21 protein-coding genes are annotated in these 25,152 nt (G+C 67.9%); 6 read left to right on the plus strand and 15 right to left on the minus strand.

The annotated features are described in order from the left end of the window. Positions 1-14: 14 nt before the first annotated feature. The 15 genes from nudB to serA all read right to left on the minus strand — a co-directional run bounded on the left by nudB (position 15) and on the right by serA (position 19,251). On the minus strand, positions 15-476 hold the full coding sequence (gene nudB / locus M5C96_RS22820; RefSeq protein ID WP_272565466.1) for a dihydroneopterin triphosphate diphosphatase: 462 nt from the start codon (positions 474-476) through the stop codon (positions 15-17). Between the two features lie 5 nt (positions 477-481). After that, positions 482-3,136, minus strand: coding sequence for a chemotaxis protein CheW (locus M5C96_RS22825; RefSeq protein ID WP_272565467.1), 2,655 nt, complete (start codon positions 3,134-3,136; stop codon positions 482-484). Positions 3,137-3,360: 224 nt separating this feature from the next. After that, positions 3,361-4,182 carry a CsgG/HfaB family protein gene (locus tag M5C96_RS22830; protein ID WP_272565468.1) on the minus strand — a complete coding sequence of 274 codons (822 nt, stop codon included), beginning with the start codon at positions 4,180-4,182 and terminating at the stop codon, positions 3,361-3,363. A gap of 105 nt (positions 4,183-4,287) precedes the next feature. After that, positions 4,288-6,102 carry an aspartate--tRNA ligase gene (gene aspS / locus M5C96_RS22835; RefSeq protein ID WP_272565469.1) on the minus strand — a complete coding sequence of 605 codons (1,815 nt, stop codon included), beginning with the start codon at positions 6,100-6,102 and terminating at the stop codon, positions 4,288-4,290. Positions 6,103-6,180: 78 nt separating this feature from the next. Then, complete coding sequence (locus M5C96_RS22840; protein WP_272565470.1) at positions 6,181-6,801, minus strand: DUF502 domain-containing protein; 621 nt, start codon at positions 6,799-6,801, stop codon at positions 6,181-6,183. A gap of 10 nt (positions 6,802-6,811) precedes the next feature. After that, a complete protein-coding gene (locus M5C96_RS22845) occupies positions 6,812-7,153 on the minus strand; it encodes an FmdB family zinc ribbon protein (protein WP_272565471.1) in 342 nt (113 codons plus the stop codon). Between the two features lie 61 nt (positions 7,154-7,214). Beyond that, entirely contained in the window at positions 7,215-8,666 is a 1,452-nt protein-coding gene (locus tag M5C96_RS22850) for a sodium:solute symporter family protein (RefSeq protein WP_272565473.1), read from the minus strand. 61 nt (positions 8,667-8,727) lie between these two features. Next, complete coding sequence (ubiB, locus tag M5C96_RS22855) at positions 8,728-10,293, minus strand: ubiquinone biosynthesis regulatory protein kinase UbiB (RefSeq protein WP_272565474.1); 1,566 nt, start codon at positions 10,291-10,293, stop codon at positions 8,728-8,730. Further along, on the minus strand, positions 10,290-10,856 hold the full coding sequence (locus tag M5C96_RS22860) for a hypothetical protein (protein WP_272565475.1): 567 nt from the start codon (positions 10,854-10,856) through the stop codon (positions 10,290-10,292). Before M5C96_RS22860 ends, ubiB begins: the two co-directional genes overlap by 4 nt. Positions 10,857-10,931: 75 nt before the next feature. After that, positions 10,932-11,957: a Tim44 domain-containing protein gene (locus tag M5C96_RS22865; protein ID WP_272565476.1), complete on the minus strand. Its 1,026-nt coding sequence runs from the start codon at positions 11,955-11,957 to the stop codon at positions 10,932-10,934. Between the two features lie 53 nt (positions 11,958-12,010). Then, the gene (ubiE, locus tag M5C96_RS22870) at positions 12,011-12,742 is read right to left on the minus strand and encodes a bifunctional demethylmenaquinone methyltransferase/2-methoxy-6-polyprenyl-1,4-benzoquinol methylase UbiE (protein WP_272565477.1); all 732 of its coding nucleotides are present in this window, start codon (positions 12,740-12,742) and stop codon (positions 12,011-12,013) included. A gap of 111 nt (positions 12,743-12,853) precedes the next feature. Beyond that, entirely contained in the window at positions 12,854-13,288 is a 435-nt protein-coding gene (locus M5C96_RS22875; protein ID WP_272565478.1) for a DUF971 domain-containing protein, read from the minus strand. A gap of 124 nt (positions 13,289-13,412) precedes the next feature. Beyond that, positions 13,413-13,871, minus strand: coding sequence for an HIT family protein (locus M5C96_RS22880; RefSeq protein WP_272565480.1), 459 nt, complete (start codon positions 13,869-13,871; stop codon positions 13,413-13,415). Then, positions 13,871-17,785 (minus strand): FAD/FMN-binding oxidoreductase, encoded by a 3,915-nt coding sequence (locus M5C96_RS22885; RefSeq protein ID WP_272565482.1) that lies wholly within the window; start codon positions 17,783-17,785, stop codon positions 13,871-13,873. The genes M5C96_RS22880 and M5C96_RS22885 overlap by 1 nt, the downstream gene beginning before the upstream one ends. Positions 17,786-18,021: 236 nt before the next feature. Beyond that, positions 18,022-19,251: a phosphoglycerate dehydrogenase gene (serA, locus tag M5C96_RS22890; protein ID WP_272565483.1), complete on the minus strand. Its 1,230-nt coding sequence runs from the start codon at positions 19,249-19,251 to the stop codon at positions 18,022-18,024. Between the two features lie 359 nt (positions 19,252-19,610). Here serA and ugpB point away from each other — a divergent pair, with 359 nt between their 5' ends. From ugpB to ugpQ, 6 genes are all read left to right on the plus strand, one after another. Next, positions 19,611-20,921 carry a sn-glycerol-3-phosphate ABC transporter substrate-binding protein UgpB gene (gene ugpB, locus M5C96_RS22895; protein WP_272565484.1) on the plus strand — a complete coding sequence of 437 codons (1,311 nt, stop codon included), beginning with the start codon at positions 19,611-19,613 and terminating at the stop codon, positions 20,919-20,921. Between the two features lie 100 nt (positions 20,922-21,021). Continuing rightward, entirely contained in the window at positions 21,022-21,903 is an 882-nt protein-coding gene (gene ugpA, locus M5C96_RS22900) for a sn-glycerol-3-phosphate ABC transporter permease UgpA (RefSeq protein WP_272565485.1), read from the plus strand. A 54-nt stretch (positions 21,904-21,957) separates the two neighbouring features. Beyond that, on the plus strand, positions 21,958-22,809 hold the full coding sequence (gene ugpE, locus M5C96_RS22905) for a sn-glycerol-3-phosphate ABC transporter permease UgpE (protein WP_272565487.1): 852 nt from the start codon (positions 21,958-21,960) through the stop codon (positions 22,807-22,809). Positions 22,810-22,851: 42 nt separating this feature from the next. Beyond that, positions 22,852-23,856: a sn-glycerol-3-phosphate import ATP-binding protein UgpC gene (locus M5C96_RS22910; protein ID WP_272565488.1), complete on the plus strand. Its 1,005-nt coding sequence runs from the start codon at positions 22,852-22,854 to the stop codon at positions 23,854-23,856. Between the two features lie 8 nt (positions 23,857-23,864). After that, positions 23,865-24,227 carry a bleomycin resistance protein gene (locus M5C96_RS22915; RefSeq protein WP_272565490.1) on the plus strand — a complete coding sequence of 121 codons (363 nt, stop codon included), beginning with the start codon at positions 23,865-23,867 and terminating at the stop codon, positions 24,225-24,227. Between the two features lie 117 nt (positions 24,228-24,344). After that, positions 24,345-25,127 carry a glycerophosphodiester phosphodiesterase gene (gene ugpQ, locus M5C96_RS22920; protein WP_272565492.1) on the plus strand — a complete coding sequence of 261 codons (783 nt, stop codon included), beginning with the start codon at positions 24,345-24,347 and terminating at the stop codon, positions 25,125-25,127. Positions 25,128-25,152 lie beyond the last annotated feature (25 nt).

A 25,152-nucleotide genomic window follows, 5' to 3' on the forward strand; every position in this document is an offset into this window, starting at 1 on the left:
CCGGGAGGCCGCGGTCAGGCGGGCGGCGTGAACCGGGGCAGCATCAGGCACGCCTCGGCATTGGAGGGCGAAAAGCAGGCCAGCGCCGCATCGCGCCAAGGCAGCCAGCGCCACGCCACATGCTCGCGCGGGCTCAGCACCACCGGCGTGCCCTGGGGCACGCACAGGCCGAACAGCCGTTCGCGGTTGCGCACCACGCCCGGCGCGTAGCGATGCAGCCACTGCGGCCAGATGTCGTAGACGTTTTCCAGTGCCCAGTCGGTCAGCACGCAGCCGGGGGCGCGGGCATCGATGCCCGTTTCCTCGCGCACTTCGCGCACCGCTGCATCCTCGAATGGCTCCTCGGGCCAGTCCTTGCTGCCGGTGACCGACTGCCAGTGGTCGCCACCGCCCGCCCGGTGGATCAGCAACACGTCCAGCGCCGGGGTGTGGACCACCACCAGCACCGACTCGGGGATCTTGAACGCACCCGGCAACGGGATCAGGCCGCCGCGGCGAGCAAGGACTGCAGGTCCTGCCGGGGCGCATCCGCCAGCGCCCCGGCCGCGCACTGCTGCAGCCACTGCGGCGAGATGCGGCAGAGCATGGCCCGGCCGGCCGGCTCGCTCGCCGTGGCGACCGGCACCACGGCATCGATCAAGGGGGCCGCCCCGGCGACCGCACCCACGCCCACCGGCTGCAGCGTGCGGCGGTCCAGTTCGAGGATGGCGCCGAGCGCATCCACCCGCAGCGCGAACTCTTGCAGGCGCCCGTCGTCCAGGGTCGCCCGCACCACCACGATCTGGCGGTTGGGGTCGCCCTCGCGCGGGGCCGGCGCATGCGCCTGGCCTGCCGGCGCGGCGATCACGCTGCGCAGGTCCACCACCGGGCACACGCGGTGGCCGATCTGCGCCAGGCCGAGGAACGGCGCACGCAGGCCACCCGCGTGCAGCACGGTCACGTCGGGTGCGGCCTCCACCACCGAGGCGGCCTCCAGCCCGAACCACTGCGCGCCCATGCGAAACGATGCCAGTTGCAGGCCCTGCGCCGCCTCGATGCGCGCGCCGGGCAACGTGGCCAGCGCGGGCGCCAGCGCCGCGGCGGTCTGGTGCTCGCACACGTGGCGCAGCACCGCGCAGCCCAGGCCGTGGTCGTAGCCGTCCTGCGCGCGGAACTCACGGTAGCCCTGGCCCCGCGCGAACCCCGTGGCGTACAGGTGGCGGCCCAGGACCGCCATGCGCGGCTCGGTGCGGCCGGCCGCCCAGGCGGGCATCGCCGCCTGCGCCTCGCTGCCCGTGGCGCAGACCACCGCGCCCTGCGCATCGACGAACGCCAGCACGTCGCGCCCGCCCGCGCCCCCCGCGCAGTCGGCCAGGATGGACGACAGCTGCTCGGCCGCATCCCAGACGATGGCAATGCCACCCAGCAACGGACCCGTGGCGCCGCGGCCATTGCCTTCGCCGCGCGCTTCGCCCCGCACCGCGGCGGCATAGACGAAGGTAGGGCCCTGGCCGTAGAACCGGCTCGGCGCGTAGCGGCTCACCACATAACCCTGGCTGCCCTGCAGGCGCAGGCAGCGGCCGACCCATTCCTCATCCAGCGAGGTGCCCACCTGCCGCGCCTGGCCGGGCTGGGAGACGGCCACCACGCGGCCCTCGCGGTCGAACAGCACCAGGCAGGCGTACACGGTGTAGAGCCGGTTGATGCCCTGCAGCACCGCAGTGGCCTGTTCGCAGCCCGGCGTGCCGGCCTCCAGGGTACGGGCGAACTGCGGCGTCAGCGCCCACCAGCGGCAGTCGTTGGCCCGCTCGTACAGGTTGCGGTCCAGGATCTGCATCGCCAGCGACGCCCGGCCCCGGGCATCACTCAGCAGCGAACGCATGACCACGCCGTACAGGTCCTGCAGGGCACTGGCGAAGGCCAGGGCCGTCTTGCGGGCGGTGGCGCCGATCTCGGACAGCAAGGTCTTGGCGAACTGCAGCTCGCGCGGCGCCGCCGAATCGCCCCCGAGCTGGTGCAGGTCCAGCAGGCCGTTCCACACCGAGCGCTCCAGCGCCGACTGGATGGTGGCGGACCGCGCCGGAATGTCGCGCAGCTCCTGCGACAGCACGTCGGCGTGGCCCGCCAGTTCGACCGGGAAAGCGCCGGCGTCGCCCTGGTCCGCCTCGTCGAAGGCCACGTCCAGCGGCAGCAGCGCCACGCCGCGCCAGCCCGGCCCGGCATAGCCCTGGAAGCCTTCGGTGTCGCGCACGGCCATCAGGTAGCGCCGGCTCGCATGGTGGATCGGCTGCACCCCGGCGGCGGCGGCCTGCGGCAGCGGCCAGCCGGCCGGCAACTGCAGCGGGTCGCTGGACACCAGCACGCGGCCCTGGCCGTCCGTGAGCGCGAGCACCGCGTCGCAGCCCTGCCCCTGCGAGCCGCCGCCGTCCTGCACCGAGGCGAAGATGGCCGGCATTTCGTCGGCCAGCTTGAACTGCAGGCACAGCACGCCCACGGCACGCCCCTCGAAATCCACGCGCCGCGCGTACATGAGCGTTTTGCCGGCCTCGCCGCTGAAGCCGTGCACCGCGTAGTGCTCCACATAGGGCGCATGGCTGTGCAGCACCGACTGCAGAAACGCCTGGTCGGCCTGCCGCTGCGCCTCGGACGCGACCGGCTCCACCGCATGCAACTGGGCGCACGGCCGGCCGGCGGTGTCGAACAGGAAGATGTTGCCGTACACCGTGTACTTGTCGGCGTATTCGCGCAGCCGGGCGGCAATGGTGGGGCGGGTGTCGGGGTCGGGGTGGCCCAGGAACTCGGCCACGCCCACGTCGGTGGCGAAAAAGCCGATGTCGGCCGTTCGCTCGAAAAGGTTGCGCACCAGCACGTCGATACAGACCTGGGCGCGCGACGCGAGATCGCTGATCCGGTTCTTGAGCGCCTCGCCGGCCAGCCCGCGCATCAAGTCGGCCGACAGGGCGGCGAAGTCCCTGCGGGCCTGCGCCAGGTCATGGCCGGAGGAGGCCTTGGAAGACAGCAGCGACAGGGACGACAGCAAGGACAGGTGGTCCCATGCATTCTCGACCAGTCTCAATTCCTGTCGCTGGTGCTGCGCCGCCGGCATGTACCGCAACCATTGCTCGGGGGTGGCCAGAAAGGGAGACGCGTGAGACACAGGAAGTCCTTTTGCCTGGGCGATGGCCCAGATTGTGATGCATGCATGGCGGAATCCACACGCTATCGGCATGGGGTTTGCCCTCTGCCATCCAGACAGGGCCTGCACGACGGGGCCGAAGACAGCAGCACAATGCGTGCCACATCCCCCTACCCTGTTCCGGCCCCTGCCGCATCACCAGCCTAGGCGGCCCAATAGCCCCCTGGGCCGCCGCGCCCGGCGCGTCAGCTTCCCGAGGATTTGCGGGCCGTGGCCACGGGCGGCGGCATTTCCTTGGCCTGCAGCGCGCGCACCTGCGTGACGAGCTGGTTGTGCGCATCCAGGAAGGCCGCGGCGATCACCTTGCCCTCGTTGGTATTGCTCCAGCCCGCGCCGGCCGCCCCGCCCAGCTTGCCGAACACCAGCCCGCCCACGCCCAGGTCGGTGGAGCGTGCCGCGCCGGTGGAGGCCGCCACCTGCTCGGTGGTTTCGTTGTCGGACAGCAGCAGGGCCGTCTGCGCCTCCTTGAACTTGACCTGCTCCACCAGGCCGGCCAGGCCCGCGATGTCGCGCAGCACCGGAATCATGGCGATGACGCCGGACAGCCCCCGGCCCGCGTCCTGCTCGCTGAACGTGAGGCTGGGTGTGAGCGTGTACTGCGCCTCGTAGCCCCGGCCCTTTTGCACCGTGGAGTTCTTGCGCAGCACGCCCGCATCCTTCAGGTCCTGCTCCTGCACCGTGCCCCGCAGGCCGGCGGAACGATCCACCACGCGAAAGCAGCCGCTTTGCTGCGCCAGCAGCTTGATCAGCGGCACGGGCGAGGCCGGCAGCTGGTAGCCCGACCCCATGATGTAGCCGTTCGGGTTCTCGGCCAGCGCCAGCGTGGCCACGGGCGCGTCGCAACGCACCAGTTCGCGGGCGGCGTTGCGCGCCCCTTCCGGGCCGGCCGAGCCGGTGACGACGGAGCCGCCCTGCCCCAGCTCGGTCTTTTTCTCGCCACAGCCGGCCAGCGCAGCCACCAGGGCCAGCAGGGTCACGGAGAGCCGGGTCACTTTGCGGGTTTGCATCAACGCGTCCTTCAATGAAAAAAAGCGGCAGGAACATGACGCTCCTGCCGCTTGGGGGTCTATCGCTTCAGCGGTCCCGGGGGATCGGTCGTGCGCCTGGACGGATCAGCCCGCCTTGACCGCGTCGGGGTTGCGCAGGCGGATGTGCAGCTCGCGCAGCTGCTTTTCGTCCACCGGGCTCGGCGCCTGCGTCAGCAGGCACTGCGCGCGCTGCGTCTTGGGGAAGGCGATCACGTCGCGAATCGACTCGGCACCCGTCATCAGCGTGACGATGCGGTCCAGGCCGAAGGCCAGGCCGCCGTGCGGTGGCGCGCCGTACTGCAGGGCGTCCAGCAGAAAGCCGAACTTCTGCTGCGCTTCCTCGGGCGTGATCTTGAGGGCGTCGAACACCTTCTGCTGCACGTCGGCGCGGTGGATACGGACGGAGCCGCCGCCCATCTCCCAGCCGTTGAGCACCATGTCGTAGCCCTTGGAGATGCACTTTTCGGGCGCGGTGACCATCCAGTCCTCGTGGCCGTCCTTGGGCGCGGTGAAGGGGTGGTGCACGGCGGTGTAGCGCTGCGAATCCTCGTCGAACTCGAACATCGGGAAGTCCACCACCCACAGCGGCGCCCAGCGGTCCTCGAACAGGCCGTTCTTCTTGCCGAACTCGCTGTGGCCGATCTTGATGCGCAGCGCGCCGATGGCGTCGTTGACGACCTTTTCCTTGTCGGCGCCGAAGAACAGCAGGTCGCCGTCCTGTGCGCCGGTGCGCTTCAGGATTTCGGCGATGGCCGCGTCATGGATGTTCTTGACGATGGGCGACTGCAGGCCGTCGCGCCCCTTGGCCAGCTCGTTGACCTTGATGTAGGCCAGGCCCTTGGCGCCGTAGATCTTCACGAACTCGGTGTAGCCGTCGATCTCGCCACGCGAGAGGCCGCCGGTCTCGCGCGCGCCGCCGGGCACGCGCAAAGCCACCACGCGGCCGCCCTTCATGTTGGCCGCGCCCGAGAACACCTTGAAGTCCACGTCCTTCATCACCTCGGTCAGCTCGGTGAATTCGAGCTTCACGCGCAGGTCGGGCTTGTCGGAGCCGTAGCGGTAGGCCGCGTCCTGGTACGTCATGACCGGGAATTCGCCCAGGTCCACGCCCAGCGTGTTCTGGAACACCGTCTTGATCATGCCCTGGAACATGTCGCGGATGTCCTGCTCTTCCATGAACGACGTTTCGATATCGATCTGGGTGAACTCGGGCTGGCGGTCGGCGCGCAGGTCTTCGTCGCGGAAGCACTTGGTGATCTGGTAGTAGCGGTCGAAGCCGGCCACCATCAAGAGCTGTTTGAACAGCTGGGGCGACTGCGGCAGCGCGAAGAACTGGCCGTCGTGCACGCGGCTGGGCACCAGGTAGTCGCGCGCGCCTTCGGGCGTGCTCTTGGTGAGCATGGGGGTTTCGATGTCCACGAAACCGTTGGCGTCGAGGAACTTGCGCACCTCCATCGACACGCGGTAGCGCAGCATCAGGTTGTTCTGCATGTACGGGCGGCGCAGGTCCAGCACGCGGTGCGTGAGGCGCGTGGTTTCCGACAGGTTCTCCTCGTCGATCTGGAAGGGGGGCGTGACCGACGGGTTGAGCACGTTCAGCTCATGGCACAGCACCTCGATCTTGCCGCTCTTGAGGCTGTCGTTGGTCGTGCCCTCGGGGCGCGCGCGCACCAGGCCCTTGACCTGCACGCAGAACTCGTTGCGTACGCCTTCGGCCGTCTTGAACATCTCGGCGCGGTCGGGGTCGCACACCACCTGCACGTAGCCTTCGCGGTCGCGCAGGTCAATGAAGATCACGCCGCCATGGTCGCGGCGGCGGTTCACCCAGCCCGCGAGGGTGACGGTTTGGCCCAGGAGGGCTTCGGTGACGAGACCGCAGTAGTGGGAACGCATGGCCATTGGAGAGTCTTCCTGCGCCCTCGTGGAGCGCGACAAGGTTTCCGCACGCCCGCGGCAAGCGGGCATGCGACGAGGGTGTTATCGGGAATCGGGCGGCGTGAGATCCGGGGGTGCGACCACCCCCATGGAGACGATGTACTTGAGTGCCGCATCGACGCTCATTTCGAGTTCGATGCAATCGCTCTTGCGCAGGATCACGAAGTAGCCGCCCGTCGGGTTGGGGGTGGTGGGAACATAGACGCTCACGTATTCATCGCGCAGGTAGGCCGCCACTTCGCCGCTCGGCGTGCCGGTGATGAACGCCACCGTCCACACGCCCTCGCGCGGCCACTGCACCAGCACGGCGGTGCGAAAGGCGTTGCCGCCCTCGGAAAAGAGCGTGTCCGACACCTGCTTGACGCTGGAGTAGATCGAGCGCACCACCGGGATGCGGCTCACCAGGGCATCACCCCACTCCACCAGCTTGCGCCCCGCGAAGTTGCTGGTGAGCGCGCCTACCGCGAGCAGGATGCCCAGAGTGAGCAGCACCCCGAAGCCGGGAATGTGAAAGCCCAGCAGCTTGTCGGGCTGCCAGGAGCCGGGCAGGATCTGCAGGGTCTGGTCGAGCGTGCTCACGATCCAGTTCAGCACCCAGGCCGTGATGACGCCGGGAACGATGACCAGAAGGCCGGTGAACAGCCATTTGCGCAAAGCGGACATCCGGGGCCGTTCAGTTCTTCTTGGTGTCGGAACTGCTGGCGGCCGGCGCGGGGGCTGGCGCGGGAGCCGCCGCTTCCTTCTTGGGGGCACTGTCGCCGCCAGACGCAGCGGCAGGCGCTGCACCGTCGGAGGCCGCCGCATCGGGCTTGGCGCTGGCGCCGCCGGTATTGCCGCCGCGGAAATCGGTCACGTACCAGCCCGAGCCCTTGAGCTGGAAACCGGCTGCGGTCACCTGCTTGGAGAAGGCCTCGGCCCCGCAGGCCGGGCACACCGTGAGCGGCGCGTCGGACATTTTTTGCAGCACATCCTTGGCGTGGCCACAGGAACCGCATTTATAAGCATAGATAGGCATCTTGAGCGTGTGCGATGGAAAGTGCAAAACCTTCAATTATAGGCACCGCACCCAAGTCCCTTCACGCCTGCTCCGCCCCTGCCACCGGGTGGTGCGAAGCGCGCACGTTGCGCAGCCCCTGCGGCGCCAGCGAACCGATCAGCATGCCCGCCGTGGCGGCCAGCACGCCCGCCAGTTGGGCCGGGAACACGGCGCCGGCCGGCGTGGCCAGGAACAGCAGCCACGACGACAGGCCCGCGATGATGGCCAGGATGGCGCCCTGGGTCGTCGCGCGCTTCCAGTACAGGCCGAAGACCAGCGGCACGAAGGCGCCCACCAGCGGCACCTGGTAGGCACCCGACACCAGTTCGTAGATCGACGTGCCCTGCATGTGGATCGAATAGGCCAGCACCAGGGCGCTGAACACCAGCGTGCTGATGCGCATGGTGCGCAGGCGGTCGCTGTCGGTGCCGTTCGGGCGGAACTGGCGCCAGATGTTCTCGGTGAACGTGACGCTGGGCGCCAGCAGCGTGGCCGAGGCCGTGGACTTGAGGGCGGACAGCAGCGCACCAAAGAAGAACACCTGCATGATGAACGGCATCTTTTGCAGCACCAGGGTGGGGAGCACCTTCTGCGGGTCGTCCTTGAGCAGTTCGGCCGTTTCGGTCGGCATGATGATGAGCGCGCTGGCCACCAGGAACATGGGCACGAAGGCGAACAGGATGTAGCAGATGCCGCCGATCACCGGGCCGCGCGTGGCCGCCCGGATGTTGTTGGCCGACATGACGCGCTGGAACACGTCCTGCTGCGGAATGGAGCCGAACATCATCGTGATGCCCGCCGCGATGAAGAAAAGAATGTCGTGCAGCTTGGGCTCGGGCAGGAAGCGGAACAGGTCGCGGCTACTGGCCAGCTCGATCACCTTGTCCGCCCCGCCGGCCATGTTGCCGGCGAAGACCGCGATGATCGTGAGCCCGCCCAACAGGATGATCATCTGGATGAAGTCCGTCACCGCCACCGACCACATGCCGCCGAACAGCGTGTAGGCCAGGATGGAGACCACCCCGATGGTCATGCCCACCGGAATGCTGATGGCACCGCCGGACAGCAGGTTGAACACCAGGCCCAGCGCCGTCACCTGTGCCGACACCCAGCCCAGGTAGCTCAGCATGATGATGAGCGAGCACACGATCTCGACCGCGCGGCCGTAGCGCTCGCGGTAGTAGTCGCTGATGGTCAGCAGCGTCATGCGGTACAGGCGCGCCGCGAAGAACAGCCCCACGAGGATCAGGCAGAAGCCCGCGCCGAACGGGTCTTCCACCACGTTGCCCAGCCCGCCCTCGATGAACTTGGCCGGAATGCCCAGCACCGTCTCGGAGCCGAACCACGTGGCGAACGTGGTCGTCACGATCATGTACAGCGGCAGGTGCCGCCCGGCGATGGCGAAGTCCGCCGAGTTCTTCACCCGCCGTGCCGCGAGCAGGCCGATGGCGATGGTGATCAGCAGATAGACAATGACCAGGGTCAACAGCACGGCATGCTCCTCGTATGTCGCGTAGGGAGGGGTAAGGGAAAAGGGAGGGGTCGGAAAAAGGCTAGAAGAGCCGCACGCGGATCAGCAGCTGCATCGCCAGCAGCCCCAATACAAATCCCATGCCACCGTAGATCAGGCTCTGCAGAAGGCGGTTGGTGCGTTTTTGCGCGGCCAGCAGTTCCAGCAGTTCGCGCCGGTGGTCGTGCGGCCGCTCGCGCAGGTAGCCGTGCAGCAGGCGCGGCAGCTCGGGCAGCATCTTGGCGAAGCGCGGCGCCTCGGCGCGCAGTTCGCGCCACAGGCGCTGCGGCCCCATCTGGTCGAGCATCCACTTTTCGAGGAACGGCTTGGCGGTGCTCCACAGGTCCAGGTCGGGGTCGAGCTGGCGCCCCAGGCCCTCGATGTTGAGCAGCGTCTTTTGCAGCAGCACCAGCTGCGGCTGGATCTCCACATGGAAGCGCCGAGAGGTCTGGAACAGCCGCATGAGCACCATGCCGAGCGAGATTTCCTTGAGCGGGCGGTCGAAGTACGGCTCGCACACGGTGCGGATGGCCGCTTCCAGCTCGTTCACGCGCGTGTGGGCCGGCACCCAGCCGCTTTCGATGTGCAGCTCCGCCACGCGCTTGTAGTCGCGGCGAAAGAACGCCGTGAAGTTCTGCGCGAGGTATTCCTTGTCGAACTCGGTCAGCGTGCCGACGATGCCGAAGTCCAGCGAGATGTAGCGCCCGAAGGTCTCCGGCTCCAGGCTCACCTGGATGTTGCCCGGGTGCATGTCGGCGTGGAAGAAGCCGTCGCGAAACACCTGGGTGAAGAAGATCGTGACCCCGTCGCGCGCCAGCTTGGGGATGTCCACCCCCGCGGCCCGAAGGCGTTCGATCTGGTTGATGGGCACGCCCTTCATGCGCTCCATCACCAGCACCTCGGCATGGCAGAAATCCCAGAGGATCTCGGGGATCAGCACCAGTTCGAGCCCCTGCATGTTGCGGCGCAGCTGCGCGGCATTGGCGGCCTCGCGCACCAGGTCCAGCTCGTCGTGCAGGTAGTTGTCGAACTCGGCCACCACCTGGCGGGGCTTGAGCCGCTTGCCGTCGGCCGACAGGCTCTCCACCCACCCGGCCATCAGGCGCATGAGGCCCAGGTCGTTCTCGATCACGGGCAGCATGCCCGGGCGCAGCACCTTGACGGCCACCTCGCGCTCCACGCCTTTGCGGTCGCGCACGACCGCGAAGTGCACCTGGGCGATGGACGCGCTGGCGATCGGCACCCGGTCGAAGGACACGAACACCTCGGCCAGCGGGCGGCGGAAAGCGCGCTCGATGGTGGCCACCGCCACATCGGGATCGAAGGGCGGCACACGGTCCTGCAGGTGCGCCAGCTCGTCGGCGATGTCGGGCGGCATCAGGTCGCGCCGGGTGGAGAGCACCTGGCCGAACTTCACGAAGATCGGGCCCAGCCGCTCCAGCGCCTCGCGCAGGCGCTGTCCGCGCGGGGCGTCCAGATTGCGGCCGATCGACACGATGCGCGCCACCAGGCGCAGCCAGGGCTTCTGGAAGCTCGTCAGGACCAGCTCGTCCAGCCCGTAGCGCAGCACCACCCAGACGATGGTGATGCCGCGAAAGAAACGACTCATGGTGCGAATCGGTCGGTACCGCCGGCCTCGCCGGCGGAGGACGCCCGGCGTGCGCCGACGAACTGGCGCAGCGCCTGCGCGGCGCGGCGGGCGGCCGAGCCGATGGCATGGGCCGGCGCATCGCCGATCACGCGGGCCAGGTCTTCCTCGACGTCCCAGCGCACATGGTCCACCAGCCAGTTGATGTCGGCGGCCAGCTGCACATCGCCTTCGATGCGGATGCCGGGCTTGTCACCGCGCAGCGCGGTCTGGGCCAGCGACAGGGGCGAGGTTTCGATCACCTCCAGGCGCAGGTCCGGCACCTGGCCCTCGGGCGCCAGGTCGAGCAGCCCGGCCGGGGTGATCTGCAGGGCCATGGAATAGACCCGCCACTGCACCCGCGCCACGCGCCCCTTCTGGCGCACGAGGCGGTCCATGGCCTCGGGCTCCTGCATAAGCACATGGTTGAGGAACAGCACCAGGCGGTGCTGCACCTCGTGCACCAGCCACTGCGGTGGCTGCGGGCCTGCGGCGATGCGCTCGAAAAGCCCATCCAGGAATGAAAAAGGGGACTGTGTTGCCATAGTCCCCGATTATTCCCCGAACTGGGCGCGGCACCGAGGGCTTTACCCCCGCGCCCGCCGCGCCATTGCGGCCGGTTACTGCAGGGCCTGCACCCCGGCCACCAGCCAGCCGCTGCCGCCGCTCTTGGGCTTGGTCATGTTCCACACCTCGCGGAACGGGCTCGGGCCGGCCGAGAGCTCCTCGCGGATCATGCCGGAGAACTCCACGCTGGCCATGTAGCCATCGCCCAGGTCCTCGATGCCCAGCAGCTGTGCCTCCAGCATGACCACGTCGGTGTGGTTGGGCTGGCTGGCGCCGCGCAGCGACTCGCGCTCGCTCAGCTGGGTGCGTATCTCCTCCACCATGCTGTCCGTCATCATCGAGCGCAGCGCGGCGATGTCCGAGCGGTCCCAGGCGCCTTGCAGCGTGATGAAGTTGCGCTTGGCCGCGGTCAGGAAGCCTTCGGTGTCGAAGCCCTCTGGCACGCCCCAGTTCTGCGAGCCGGCCAGTGCCGAGCCGATCACCACGCCGGAGCCGCCACCGCTCTGGCGCGAGGCGTCGAAGGCCATGCTGCTGCGCTCGAAGGGCCGCGCGGAGGCATCGTTGCCCACGTTCTGCGGGCTGTACTGGCGGGGCATCTGCGCCTCGGCCGGCGAAGCGGCACCGCCGCCGGCGCCCTGGAATGCGAAGGGCGAATTGCCCGCGCCACCACCTTCGGCGGGCTTGCGCGACCGCATGAACATGCGGAACACGGCGAAGGCCCCCAGCGCCAGCAGCGCGATCAGCAGGAACTGGCCGAAGCCCGCGCCCAGGCCGAGCGAGTGGGCCAGCCAGGCCAGGCCCAGGCCTGCGGCCAGGCCGCCGAGCATCGCGCCCCAGGGCTTCTTGGCGGCCGCCGCGGGAGCGGCTGCCGGTGCGGCGGCGGGCTTGGCGGCCGCCGCGCTGTTGACGTTCTGCGCCGGTGCGCCGGGCGCGGCGGGTGGAGGCGAAGCCGCCTCGCGCTGCGTCACGTTGCTCGACTGCTTGCCAACGGACTTGCCGCCGCCCATGCGGCGCGCATCCGCATCGGCATGCACCACCAACAACATGGCGACCAGCGCCACGGACCACAGTTTCATCATGTCATCTCCAATTTATAGATACGTGCCGGCTGCGAACGAAAACGCAAGGCGGCTCAGCACTTGATTCCAACATGCAAAGCGACGATTCCCCCCGTCATGTTGTGATAGTCCACATGCCCAAAGCCATTTTTCTGCATGAGGGTTTTGAGTTCTTCCTGCCCTGGATGCATGCGGATCGACTCGGCGAGGTAGCGGTAGCTCGCGTCGTCGCCTGCCACCATCCGGCCCAGCTGGGGCAGCACCTTGAAGGAATACCAGTCGTAGGCCTTCTCCAGCGGCTTGGCCACCTTGGAGAACTCCAGCACGAGCAGGCGGCCGCGCGGCTTGAGCACGCGGCACATCTCGGCAAGGGCCTGGTCCTTGTGCGTCATGTTGCGCAGGCCGAAGGCCACGCTCACCACATCGAAATGGCCATCGGGAAAGGGCAGCTTCTCGGCATCGCAGACCAGCGTGGGCAGCACCACGCCCGCATCGATGAGGCGGTCGCGCCCCACGCGCAGCATGGCTTCGTTGATGTCGGTGTGCACCACCTCGCCCGATGCGCCGACCTTCCTGGCGAAGGCCTTCGCCAGATCGCCCGTGCCGCCCGCGATGTCGAGCACGCGGTGGCCCTCGCGCAGGTTGGCGACCATGACCGTGTAGGCCTTCCATGCGCGGTGCAGGCCACCGGACATGAGGTCGTTCATGACGTCGTACTTCGATGCGACGGAGTCGAAAACGCCGCGCACGCGGCGCGCCTTTTCCGCTTCATCGACCGACTGGAATCCGAAATGCGTGGTGCTCATTCCGCGATGCTAGGGGCGCGGGCCCCGCTCGTACAGCGACAACCCCGCACCTGCATGGGGCATCTGTCTCAATTTGGACGCTGGGGCGCGCGCCGAGCGGGCCCGCCGCCGTCAGTGGGCGCAGCCGCCAGAGCCGTGCGAATGGCCGCCACCGCCGCGCCGGGGCGGCATCGGCGTGTCGCGATCGGCGCCGGCCTCGTCCAGCCGGCGCAGGTAGTCGGCCCACAGCGCGTCCTGGCGCTGGCCGAGTTCGTAGAGGTAATCCCACGAGAAGATGCCCGTGTCGTGGCCGTCGGAGAACGTGGGCTTGACCGCGTAGTTCCCCACCGGCTCCAGCCCCGCGAGCGTGACGTGGCGCTGCCCGGTCTGCAGTACCTCCTGGCCCGGGCCGTGGCCCTGGACCTCGGCGGAGGGCGAGTACACGCGCATCAGCTCGAACGGGATGCGGAAGGCCGCGCCGTCCGAGAACACCACCTCCAGCACGCGCGATGCCTCGTGCACCGTGATCGACTGCGGCGTGGGTGCGCCGGCTTTCAAACCTGCCATGGAAATCCTCTGTGCGTTTGCGTTGTGCCCGCGGCGGGCGGCCCGATGGAGCCGGAGCGCGATTGTCCCACCGCGCCCTGGCCGGGCCGGCAGCGAGCGCCGCGCGGGCTCACGCGCCTGGGCGTCAGGCCAGCTGCGCCAGCCGCGCGGCCATCGCCGCCTCGGCCGCGGCCAGGCGGGCGGCCACTTCGGCCTCGCGTTCGGGCGCGCGGTCGCGCTGCGGCGTGGCCCACACGGCGCCGGGGAAATGGCTGTCCCAGGCAAAGCGCGCGATCACGTGCCAGTGCAGGTGCGGCACCATGTTGCCGAGCGCCGCCAGGTTGATCTTGTCCGGCTGCACGTGGGCACGCAGCGCGGTCTCCACCGCCGCCACGGCCTCCATGCAGTGCAGGCGGTCGCCCGCGTCCAGGTCGGTGAACTCCGCCGCGTGCGCGTTCCACACCACGCGGTAGAAGGCTGGAAAGTCGGCCTCCTGCGCGCGGATCACGCGCAGCTTCGGGCCGCGCCAGACCAGCGTGCCGCCGTCGCCGTCGCACAGCGGACAACCGGTCACGGTGGCCGCGGCAGGCGCCGTGGCCGCCATCAGACCAGCACCCGCTCGATGCCGCCCGCGTTGGCGCGCTGCACGTATTCGGGCATCCATTGGTCGCCCAGGATCTCGCGCGCCATCTCGACGACGATGTAGTCGGCCTCCAGCAGGCCGTTGTTCAGGTCGTCCTGGTAGCGGTTCAGGCCCTGCAGGCAGCTGGGGCAGCTGGTGAGGATCTTCACGTTGTCCTGCGCGCCCGCGGCGCCGCTGGCCCGCAGCGCGGCCTCGCCCTTCCTGATTTCCTCTTCCTTGCGAAAGCGCACCTGCGTGGAGATGTCGGGCCGCGTCACGCCCAGCGTGCCGGATTCGCCGCAGCAGCGCTCGCTCTTGAGCACCTGCGGCCCCACCAGCGCCTTCACGGTCTTGACCGAGTCCTGCAGCTTCATGGGGTTGTGGCAGGGCTCGTGGTACAGGTAGGCGCCCTTGCCCTGCAGGGTCACGCCCTTTTCCAGCAGGTATTCGTGGATGTCGATGATGCGGCTGCCCGGGAAGATCTTGCCGAAGTCGTAGCCCTGCAGCTGGTCGTAGCAGGTGCCGCAGCTCACCACCACGGTCTTGATGTCGAGGTAGTTGAGCGTGTTGGCCACGCGGTGAAAGAGCACCCGGTTGTCGGTGATCATCTTTTCGGCCTTCTCGAACTGGCCGCTGCCGCGCTGCGGGTAGCCGCAGCACAGGTAGCCCGGCGGCAGCACGGTCTGCACTCCCGCATGCCACAGCATGGCCTGCGTGGCCAGGCCGACCTGGCTGAACAGGCGCTCGGAGCCGCAGCCGGGAAAGTAGAACACCGCCTCCGTCTCGGCCGTGGTCGTGGCCGGGTTGCGGATGATGGGCACGTAGTCCTTGTTCTCGATGTCCAGCAGCGCGCGCGCCGTCTTCTTGGGCAGGCCGCCGGGCAGCTTCTTGTTGATGAAGTGGATCACCTGCTCCTTGACCGGCGCGGTGCCCACCGTGGCCGGCGGACGCGCGGTCTGGCGGCGGCCCACCTTGCGCAGCAGATCCACAGCGATGCGCTGGGCCTTGAAGCCCACGCCGACCATGGCGCTGCGCATCAGCTTGATGGTGTCGGGGTTGGTGGCGTTGAGCATGGTCATGGCCAGCGCGTTGCCCGGGCGGAAGGTCTTCTTGCCCATCTTGCGCAGCAGGTTGCGCATGTTCATGGTCACGTCGCCGAAGTCGATCTTGACCGGGCACGGCGTGTAGCACTTGTGGCACACGGTGCAGTGGTCGGCCACGTCCTCGAACTCCTGCCAGTGCTTGATCGACACGCCCCGGCGCGTCTGCTCCTCGTACAGGAAGGCCTCGACCAGCAGCGAGGTGGCGAGGATCTTGTTGCGCGGGCTGTACAGCAGGCTGGCGCGCGGCACGTGGGTGGCGCACACGGGCTTGCACTTGCCGCAGCGCAGGCAGTCCTTGACCGAATCGGCGATGGCGCCGATGTCGCTCTGCTGCATGATCAGCGACTCGTGCCCCATCAGGCCGAAGCTCGGCGTGTAGGCGTTGGTCAGGTCGGCGAACATCAGCGAGTTGCGGGCCGAACCGGGCTCCCGGGCAATATCCGCTAGGGCACCATGCTCCTGATTTCGTAGCAACTTGCCTTTATTGAAGCGCCCTTCGGGGTCCACGCGCTGCTTGTAGTCGGCGAACGGCCGCAGCTCGTCGTCGGTCAAAAACTCCAGCTTGGTGATGCCGATGCCGTGCTCGCCCGAGATCACGCCGTCGAGCTGGCGGGCCAGCACCATGATGCGCGCCACGGCCTCGTGGGCCGTCTGCAGCATGCGGTAGTCGTCGCTGTTGACCGGGATGTTGGTGTGCACGTTGCCGTCGCCGGCATGCATGTGCAGCGCCACCCACACGCGGCCCTTGAGCACGCGCTGGTGGATGGCCTGGGCCTCGTCCATGATGGGCTGGAAGGCGGCGCCGGCGAAGATCTTGGCCAGCGGCTCGCGCAGCTGGGTCTTCCAGCTGGCGCGCAGCGTGTGGTCCTGCAGCTGGGCGAAGAGCGGCTCCACGTCGCGCAGCCAGCCGGTCCACAGCGCGCGCACCTCGCCCACCAGCGCCACGGCCTGGCCCACGCGGTCTTCCAGCAGTTCGGCCGACGGGATCTCGTGCGCGTCGTCCTGGCGGCCCAGCGGCAGGTTGCCGCGCAGGAAGAAGTCTTCCAGCGCATCGCACAGCGCGATCTTGTTGCGCAGCGACAGCTCGATGTTGATGCGTTCGATGCCGTCGGTGTACTCGGCCATGCGCGGCAGAGGGATCACCACGTCTTCGTTGATCTTGAAGGCGTTGGTGTGGCGGCTGATGGCGGCCGTGCGCTTGCGGTCCAGCCAGAACTTCTTGCGCGCCTCGGGGCTGATGGCGATGAAGCCCTCGCCCGAGCGCGAATTGGCCAGCCGCACGACCTCGCTGGTCACGCGCGCCACGTCGTCGGCGTTGTCGCCCGCGATGTCGCCGAACAGCACCATCTTCGGCAGGCCGCCGCCGTGCCGCTTGCTCTTGGTGGCGTAGCCCACGGCCTTCAGGTAGCGGTCGTCCAGGTGTTCCAGGCCCGCCAGCAGCACGCCGCTGCGCTGCTGCTCGGCGAACATGAAGTCCTTGATCTCCACGATGCTGGGCACCGCGTCCTTGGCGTTGCCGAAGAACTCCAGGCACACGGTGCGCGTGTGCTCGGGCATGCGGTGCACCACCCAGCGCGCGCTGGTGATGAGGCCGTCGCAGCCCTCTTTCTGGATGCCGGGCAGGCCCGACAGGAACTTGTCGGTCACGTCCTTGCCCAGGCCCTCTTTGCGGAAGGTCTTGCCGGGGATGTCCAGGCGCTCGGTGCGGATCGGCGTCCTGCCGTCGGCCTCGAAATACTGCAGCTCGAAGCTGGCCACTTCGGCGTCGTGGATCTTGCCCATGTTGTGGTTCACACGGGTCACCTCCAGCCACTGGGCGTCGGGCGTCACCATGCGCCAGCTGGCGAGGTTGTCGAGCGCCGTGCCCCACAGCACGGCCTTCTTGCCGCCGGCGTTCATGGCGATGTTGCCGCCGATGCAAGAGGCCTCGGCGCTGGTCGGGTCCACGGCGAACACGTAGCCCGCGCGCTCGGCCGCATCGGCCACGCGCTGGGTGACCACGCCGGCCTCGGTCCACACCGTGGCGACCTCGCGGTCCATGCCCGGGAGGCGGCGCATTTCCACCTCGGTCATGGCTTCGAGCTTCTCGGTGTTGATGACCACGCTGCGCCAGGTGAGCGGAATGGCGCCGCCGGTATAGCCGGTGCCGCCGCCGCGCGGGATGATGGTCATCTCCAGGTCGATGCAGGCCTTGACCAGCGCGGCCATCTCGGCCTCGGTGTCGGGGGTGAGCACCACGAACGGGTATTCGACGCGCCAGTCGGTCGCGTCGGTCACGTGGGACACGCGCGAGAGGCCGTCGAACTTGATGTTGTCCTTGGCCGTGTGGCGGCCCAGGCGCTTTTGCACCTGGCGGCGCAGTTGCGCCGCCTCGATGAAGGTGGCGTCGAACTCGGCGATGGCGCGGCGGGCGGCCTCCACCAATTGGCCCACGAGCTGGTCGCGGCCGGAGTCGTCGGCCGGCGTGCGGCGCTTGCCGATCTCGGCCAGGCGGTGCTCCAGCGCCTCGACCAGCAGCTTGCGCCGGTCGGGGTTGTCCAGCAGGTCGTCCTGCAGATAGGGGTTGCGCTGCACCACCCAGATGTCGCCCAGCACTTCATAGAGCATGCGGGCCGAGCGGCCGGTGCGGCGCTCGCGGCGCAACTGGTCGAGCACGTCCCAGGACGGAGACCCGAGCAGGCGGATGACGATTTCCCGGTCGGAAAACGAGGTGTAGTTGTAGGGAATCTCTCGCAGGCGGGCGGGCTCGGCGGCCTGCGCCTGCAGGGCAGCCAGCGCTATGGGAACGTTCATGGGGTCAACCTGGGTCGGGCGCGTGGGGCGCCCCTGTGCCTCGGGGCCGCGATTTTATGCCAGCCTCCGGGTGGTCCCGGGGGCCGGGACGGCCCCGCCAGCCGGTGCGACACCGACCGCAACCCGGTCGCTACTATTTTTATAGCGTCATGCCGGCGTTTTCATTGTGCTGGAGGTCGTTTTGGCCCCGAATCCCAAGACAGGCCGGCGGAGCCCTTGGCGGCCGGCCCGGCCGGTCAGAACAGCACGCGGCTGCGGATCGTGCCCGGCACCTTGGCCAGCTCGTCCTGCGCCAGGTCAGACGACTGGGCGTCGATGTCGATCACCACGTAGCCCACCTTCTCGTTGGTCTGCAGGTACTGGGCGGCGATGTTGATTCGGTTGTCCGAGAAGATCTGGTTGATCTGCGACAGCACGCCCGGCACGTTCTGGTGGATGTGCAGCAGCCGGTGCTTGCCCGGGTGAGCCGGCAGCGCCACCTCGGGGAAGTTGACTGACGAGATCGAGGTGCCGTTGTCGCTGTACTTGACCAGCTTCTCGGCCACTTCCAGCCCGATGTTGGCCTGCGCCTCCATCGTGGAGCCGCCGATGTGCGGGGTGAGGATCACGTTGTCCAGCCCGCGCAGCGGCGACAGGAACTCGTCCTTGTTGGTGCGCGGCTCGACCGGGAACACGTCGATGGCAGCGCCCAGCAGCTTCTTGGCCTTGAGCGCCTCGGCCAGCGGCTCGATCTCCACCACCGTGCCGCGCGCGGCGTTGATGAGGATGCCGCCCAGCTTCATCGCCGCGATCTCGGCCGCGCCGATCATCCACTGGGTGGACGGCAGCTCGGGCACGTGCAGGCTCACGATGTCGGCCTGCCCCAGCAGCGCGTGCAGCGAGGGCGCCTGGCGCGCATTGCCCAGGGGCAGCTTGTTGACCACGTCGTGGAAGATCACGTGCATGCCCAGGCCCTCGGCCAGCACCGACAGCTGCGTGCCGATGGAGCCGTAGCCCACGATGCCCAGCGTCTTGCCGCGGATCTCGTAGGCGTTGTCGGCCGACTTCAGCCAGCCGCCGCGGTGCGCCACGGCGTTCTTCTCGGGAATGCCGCGCAGCAGCAGGATGGCCTCGGCCAGCACCAGTTCGGCCACCGAGCGGGTGTTGGAGTACGGCGCGTTGAACACGGCGACGCCGCGCTCGCGCGCGGCGTTCAGGTCCACCTGGTTGGTGCCGATGCAAAAGCAACCCACGGCCACGAGCTTGTGCGCGTGGGCGAAGACCTCGGCCGTCAACTGGGTGCGCGAGCGGATGCCCACGAAGTGCGCATCGGCGATCTTGCGCTTGAGTTCGTCGTCGGGCAGCGCGCCGGAGATCGCCTCGATCTGCGTGTAGCCCGCACCGCGCAGCACGTCGAGCGCGGACGGATGGATGCCCTCGAGCAACAGGAACTTGATCTTGCTTTTGTCCAGAGAGGTTTTGGCCATGGAAAGGTCCGGAGGATCGGAAAAGGAAAAGGCGCGGGATTCGGCCCCGCGATCAGCCCCGAAATGGGGACGCGAGATCATTGTGCACCGCACAAAACCCTGCTGGCATCCTTGCAATTCGCTGAAATGGTGCGCGGCACGAGTCGCGAAGGCGACTCCGGTCACCGCCGATCTGTCACGAAATTGTCACGAAATCGCCAACGCTGGCGCCCGTTTGGCGGCCATGGCGGGGCCCTGCGCCGCGACGGGTTTCCCCGCTTGATCGCTGCGTGGGCCTATGCGACAACGACATATTCGTGTCACGAAATGCGTCCTACCATCGGCGCTTCGTGCATTTCGTATCGATTCGAGGAGTTTTCATGCAATTCAAGCACCTGGCGGCCGCTGCCGCCATCGCCGCTTCGCTCTGCGCCACGGCGCAGGCACAGACCGAGATCCAATGGTGGCATTCGATGACCGCGGTCAACGGCGAGTGGGTGAACGACCTGGCCAAGCAGTTCAACGAGAGCCAGAAGGAATACAAGATCGTGCCGACCTACAAGGGCACGTATGACGAGTCCATGACGGCCTCCATCGCCGCCTTCCGCGCCGGCAACGCACCGCACATCCTGCAGGTGTTCGAAGTGGGCACGGCCACCATGATGGCCAGCAAGGGCGCCATCGTGCCCGTGGGCAAGGTGATGCAGGACGCAGGCGCCAAGTTCGACCCGGCCGCCTACATCCCCGCCGTGGCCGGCTACTACACGGCCCCCAACGGCCAGATGCTGAGCTTCCCGTTCAACAGCTCCACCACCATCTTCTACTTCAACAAGGACGCCTTCAAGGCGGCCGGCCTGCCCACCGACAAGGCGCCCGCCACCTGGCCCGAAGTGGTCAACGCGGCGGCCAAGCTCAAGGCCTCGGGCCACAAGTGCCCGTTCACCACGGCCTGGCAGAACTGGACGCAGGTCGAGAGCTTCTCGGCCTGGCACAACGTGGAGTTCGCCAGCAAGTCCAACGGCCTGCAGGGCCTGGACGCGCGCCTGAAGGTCGATTCGCCCCTGCACGTGCGCCACATCGAGAACCTGGCCAACATGGCCAAGCAGGGCCTGTTCGTCTACAAGGGCCGCGGCAACGTGCCCGAGGCCAGCTTCGTGTCCGGCGAGTGCGCCATGATCAACACGTCGTCGGGCTTCTACGGCAACGTGGCCAAGAACGCCAAGTTCGCCTACGGCCTGGCTCCCCTGCCCTACTACCCCGATGTGCCCGGCGCACCGCAGAACACCGTGATCGGCGGCGCGAGCCTGTGGGTCATGGCCGGCAAGAAGCCTGCCGAATACAAGGGCGTGGCGCAGTTCTTCCAGTTCATCTCCACGCCCGAAGTGCAGTCGGCCAGCCACAAGCGCACCGGCTACCTGCCCGTCACCAAGGCCGCGTATGAGCTGACCGAAAAGTCGGGCTTTTACCAGCAGAACCCCGGCACCGATGTGGCCGTGACGCAGATGATCCGCAAGGTGACCGACAAGAGCCGCGGCATCCGCCTGGGCAACTACGTGCAGATCCGCGCGATCGAGGACGAAGAGCTCGAACAGGTGTGGTCCGGCAAGAAGACCGCCAAGGAAGCGCTGGACACGATCGTCAAGCGTGGAAACGAGCAACTGGAACGCTTCCAGAAAGCGAACAAGTCGTAATACGGCTTAAACTGACCGTTTCGCCAACCGTAAAAAGCAGATGGGTCATCCATCTGCTTTTTGCTTTGGGAAGCGCCGATTTCTCCCAACCTTCCGCCCCATGGAAAAACGCGTCCGTTTCAAATCTGCCTGGCTGCCCTGGCTGCTCATTGCGCCGCAGATGGCCATCATCCTGGTCTTCTTCTTCTGGCCCGCCAGCCAGGCGCTGGTGCAGTCGATGCAGCTGCAGGACGCCTTCGGAACCTCCACCGAATGGGTGGGCCTCGACAACTTCCGCCAGCTCTTCAACGACGGCAGCTACGTGGAGTCGTTCAAGACCACGGCCATGTTCTCGGTGCTGGTGGCGGGCATCGGCATCAGCCTGTCGCTGATGCTGGCGATCTTCGCCGACCGCGTGGTCAAGGCGGCCATGTTCTACAAGACCATGCTGATCCTGCCGTATGCCGTCGCGCCCGCCGTGGCCGCGGTGCTGTGGGTGTTCATGTTCTCGCCGTCGCTCGGCGTGGTGGCCTACGGCCTGGAGAAGGTCGGCATCCACTGGAACCACCTGCTCGACTCGGGCCAGGCCATGACGCTGATCGTGATGGCCTCGGTGTGGAAGCAGATCTCCTACAACTTCCTGTTCTTCCTGGCCGGGCTGCAGTCGATCCCCAAGTCGCTCATCGAAGCCGCGGCCATCGATGGCGCGCGCCCGTGGCGCCGGTTCTGGACCATCCAGTTCCCGCTGCTGTCGCCCACCACGTTCTTCCTGCTGGTGATCAACGTGGTCTATGCCTTCTTCGACACCTTCGCCATCGTCGATGCGGCCACGCAGGGCGGCCCGGGCAAGGACACGGCCATCCTCGTCTACAAGGTCTACTACGACGGCTTCAAGGCCATGGACCTGGGCGGCTCGGCCGCGCAATCGGTGGTGCTGATGCTGATCGTCGTCGCGCTCACCGTGGTGCAGTTCCGCTATGTCGAAAAGAAAGTGAACTACTGATGCAACGCCCGATGCAATGCCTGGCGCAAAGCGTTTTCTCGATGGAGGCCGCCCATGGTTGAGCGCCGCCTGACCGCCGGCATCCTGGCCCATGTGATCATGGTGCTGGGCGTGCTGATCGTCGCCTTTCCGCTGTACCTGGCGTTCGTCGCCTCCACGCACACCGCGCAGGAGATCGTGCAGGCCCCCATGCCGCTGCTGCCCGGCAGCCACTTCTGGGAGACCTACAAGGCCGCCCTGTTCGGCCGCGATGCGGGCGCGGGCTCCACGGCCCCGGTGGCCCGCATGATGTGGGTCAGCCTGGTGTCGGCCCTGGTCATCACCTTCGGCAAGATCGCCATCTCGCTGCTGTCGGCCTTCGCGATCGTGTACTTCCGCTTTCCCTTCAAGGGCCTGTGCTTCTGGCTGATCTTCATCACGCTGATGCTGCCCGTGGAAGTGCGCATTGGCCCGACCTACCAGGTGGTGTCCGACCTCGGCATGCTCAACAGCTACGCGGGCCTGACCGTGCCGCTGATCGCATCGGCCACGGCCACGTTCCTGTTCCGCCAGTTCTTCCTGACCGTGCCCGACGAGCTGGTGGAGGCCGCTCGCATGGACGGCGCGGGCCCGATGCGGTTCTTCAAGGACATCCTGATCCCGCTGTCCAAGACCTCGATCGCCGCCCTGTTCGTGATCCAGTTCATCTACGGCTGGAACCAGTACCTGTGGCCGCTGCTGGCCACCACGAGCGAAGACATGCACCCGGTGGTGATCGGCATCAAGCGCATGATCGCCGGCGGAGACGGCCAGAACGAATGGAACATCGTCATGGCGACGGCCATCCTGGCCATGCTGCCGCCGGCCGTGGTGGTGATGCTCATGCAGAAGTGGTTCGTCAAGGGCCTCGTGGACACCGAGAAATAACGGTCAACGACCACCGATCGATCTGACAAGAATCCCAAAGATATGGCATCCCTCTCGCTTCGCAACGTCATCAAGCGCTACGGCGCCGGCCCCAAGGCCACCCCGGTCATCCACGGCGTCAGTGCCGAAATCCAGGATGGCGAATTCATCGTGATCGTCGGCCCGTCGGGCTGCGGCAAATCCACCCTGCTGCGCATGGTCGCGGGCCTGGAAGAGATCAGCGGCGGCGAGATCGCCATCGGCCCGCGCGTGGTGAACGACCTCGAGCCCGCCGAGCGGGACATCGCCATGGTGTTCCAAAACTACGCGCTCTACCCGCACATGACGAACTTCGACAACATGGCCTACGGCCTGAAGATCGCCAAGGTGCCCAAGGACGAGATCAAGCGGCGCGTGGACAAGGCCGCCAAGATCCTGGAGCTGGGCCACCTGCTGGAGCGCAAGCCGCGCGAGCTGTCCGGCGGCCAGCGCCAGCGCGTGGCCATGGGCCGCGCCATCGTGCGCCAGCCGCAGGTGTTCCTGTTCGACGAGCCGCTGTCCAACCTGGACGCCAAGCTGCGCGCGCAGACCCGCCTGGAGATCCAGAAGCTGCACCGCGAGCTGGGCATCACCAGCCTGTTCGTCACCCACGACCAGGTCGAGGCGATGACGCTCGCGCAGCGCATGATCGTCATGAACGGCGGCGTGATGGAGCAGTTCGGCACGCCCGAGGAGGTCTACCACTCCCCCGCCTCCACCTTCGTGGCCAGCTTCATCGGCTCGCCGCCGATGAACCTGCTCAAGAACGCGGAAGGTGGCAAGCAGGGCGCGATCCTCGGCATCCGCCCGGAGCACCTGGACATCGGCGCCACCGGCTGGGCCGTGCAGGTCGAGACCGTCGAGCTGCTGGGCGCCGAACGCCTGGTGTACGCCCGCATGAACGGCGAATCCCTCATCGTGCGCGTGGAAGAAGGCACGCACTCGCCCCAGCCCGGCGACACCATCCACGTCGCGCCGCGCCCGTCGCGCCTGCACTGGTTCGACGCCGCCACCGGCAAGCGGATGTGAGCAGCCCCGTGAGCCGCCAACCCGCGCCGGCCCGGCTCGTGCACGCGACCGTTCCCGTGCTGGCCTCGCTCGACCTGGACGAGAGCGCGGCCTTTTGCGCCGACCGGCTGGGGTTCGTGCCCCGGCTGCGCACGGGCGACTACCTCATCGCCGAGCGCGACGGCTGCGAGCTGCATTTCTGGCTCTGCACCGAGCGCCACATCGCCGAGAACACCTCCTGCTACGTGCGGGGCGACACCCGCGCGCTGCATGCCGACTTCGCCGCGCGCGGCCTGGCCGTCGATCCCCCGCGCGAACAGCCCTGGGGCATGCGCGAGCTGTACGTGATCGACCCGCACGGCAACCTGCTCAAGTTCGGCGAAAGCCTATGAAGCCCCCCGCAGTCGCCACCGGCGCCTGCGGGCACGGCCTGCTCCGCGGCCATCGGACGGCTCGGGCCGTGCCAGCTTCGAACGCCGCGACAGCATTCCCAACCCTCGTTCACTGACATGACCGCCCCTTCCGCTGCTGCTGCCGTTGCGCCTGCCATTTCCGCGTCCGACTGGCCCTATCCGCGCTGGATCGCCCACCGCGGCGCCGGCAAGCTCGCGCCCGAGAACACGCTGGCCGCCTTCCGCCTGGGCGCGCACCACGGCTACCGCATGTTCGAATGCGACGCCAAGCTCAGCAGCGACGGCGTGCCCTTTTTGCTGCACGACGCCACGCTGGAGCGCACCACCTGCGGCCGGGGCACGGCGGGCGAGCAGGCCTGGAGCGACCTGTCGCGCCTGGACGCCGGTGCCTGGCATTCGCGCGCCCACGCCGGCGAGCCGCTGCCCACGCTGGACGCCGTGGCGCGCTTTTGCCGGGCCAACGGCCACCTGCTGAACATCGAGATCAAGCCCACGCCCGGCACCGAGGAGGAAACCGGCCGCGTGGTCGCCGCGCACGCCGCGCGCCTGTGGCAGGGCGCCGCGGTGCCGCCGCTGCTCACCTCGTTTCAGGTGCGCGCGCTATCCGGTGCGCGCGACGCGGCGCCGCTGCTGCCGCGCGGCCTGCTGCTGGACACGCTGGGCGCCGGCTGGCTGGACACCGCGCAGCAGCTCGGCTGCGTGGCCGTCGTCTGCAACCACGCGCTGTGGACCGCCGAGACCGTGGCCCAGGTGAAAGGCGCCGGGCTGCGCGCCTTGAGCTACACGGTGAACGACGAGTGGGCCGCGCAGCGCCTGATCGACCTGGGCACCGACGGCATCATCACCGACCGGGTGGACCTGTTCAGCCCGGGGCAGTGATACGCTTTCGGGTCCTTGTACGCAC

Origin of the sequence: Acidovorax sp. GBBC 1281 (genome assembly GCF_028473645.1) — a bacterium.
Classification (GTDB): Bacteria; Pseudomonadota; Gammaproteobacteria; order Burkholderiales; family Burkholderiaceae_C; genus Paracidovorax.

Coding starts and splice junctions, on each gene's coding strand:
- M5C96_RS22830 (WP_272565468.1), bottom strand. CDS start 4,182: ATGCAAACCCGCAAAGTGACCCGGCTCTCCGTGACCCTGCTGGCCCTG.
- M5C96_RS22880 (WP_272565480.1), bottom strand. CDS start 13,871: ATGGCGGCCACGGCGCCTGCCGCGGCCACCGTGACCGGTTGTCCGCTG.
- M5C96_RS22885 (WP_272565482.1), bottom strand. CDS start 17,785: ATGAACGTTCCCATAGCGCTGGCTGCCCTGCAGGCGCAGGCCGCCGAG.
- ubiB (WP_272565474.1), bottom strand. CDS start 10,293: ATGAGTCGTTTCTTTCGCGGCATCACCATCGTCTGGGTGGTGCTGCGC.
- M5C96_RS22840 (WP_272565470.1), bottom strand. CDS start 6,801: ATGTCCGCTTTGCGCAAATGGCTGTTCACCGGCCTTCTGGTCATCGTT.
- ugpQ (WP_272565492.1), top strand. CDS start 24,345: ATGACCGCCCCTTCCGCTGCTGCTGCCGTTGCGCCTGCCATTTCCGCG.
- ugpB (WP_272565484.1), top strand. CDS start 19,611: ATGCAATTCAAGCACCTGGCGGCCGCTGCCGCCATCGCCGCTTCGCTC.
- ubiE (WP_272565477.1), bottom strand. CDS start 12,742: ATGAGCACCACGCATTTCGGATTCCAGTCGGTCGATGAAGCGGAAAAG.
- M5C96_RS22875 (WP_272565478.1), bottom strand. CDS start 13,288: ATGGCAGGTTTGAAAGCCGGCGCACCCACGCCGCAGTCGATCACGGTG.
- M5C96_RS22845 (WP_272565471.1), bottom strand. CDS start 7,153: ATGCCTATCTATGCTTATAAATGCGGTTCCTGTGGCCACGCCAAGGAT.
- aspS (WP_272565469.1), bottom strand. CDS start 6,102: ATGGCCATGCGTTCCCACTACTGCGGTCTCGTCACCGAAGCCCTCCTG.
- M5C96_RS22865 (WP_272565476.1), bottom strand. CDS start 11,957: ATGATGAAACTGTGGTCCGTGGCGCTGGTCGCCATGTTGTTGGTGGTG.
- M5C96_RS22860 (WP_272565475.1), bottom strand. CDS start 10,856: ATGGCAACACAGTCCCCTTTTTCATTCCTGGATGGGCTTTTCGAGCGC.
- M5C96_RS22910 (WP_272565488.1), top strand. CDS start 22,852: ATGGCATCCCTCTCGCTTCGCAACGTCATCAAGCGCTACGGCGCCGGC.
- ugpE (WP_272565487.1), top strand. CDS start 21,958: ATGGTTGAGCGCCGCCTGACCGCCGGCATCCTGGCCCATGTGATCATG.
- ugpA (WP_272565485.1), top strand. CDS start 21,022: ATGGAAAAACGCGTCCGTTTCAAATCTGCCTGGCTGCCCTGGCTGCTC.
- serA (WP_272565483.1), bottom strand. CDS start 19,251: ATGGCCAAAACCTCTCTGGACAAAAGCAAGATCAAGTTCCTGTTGCTC.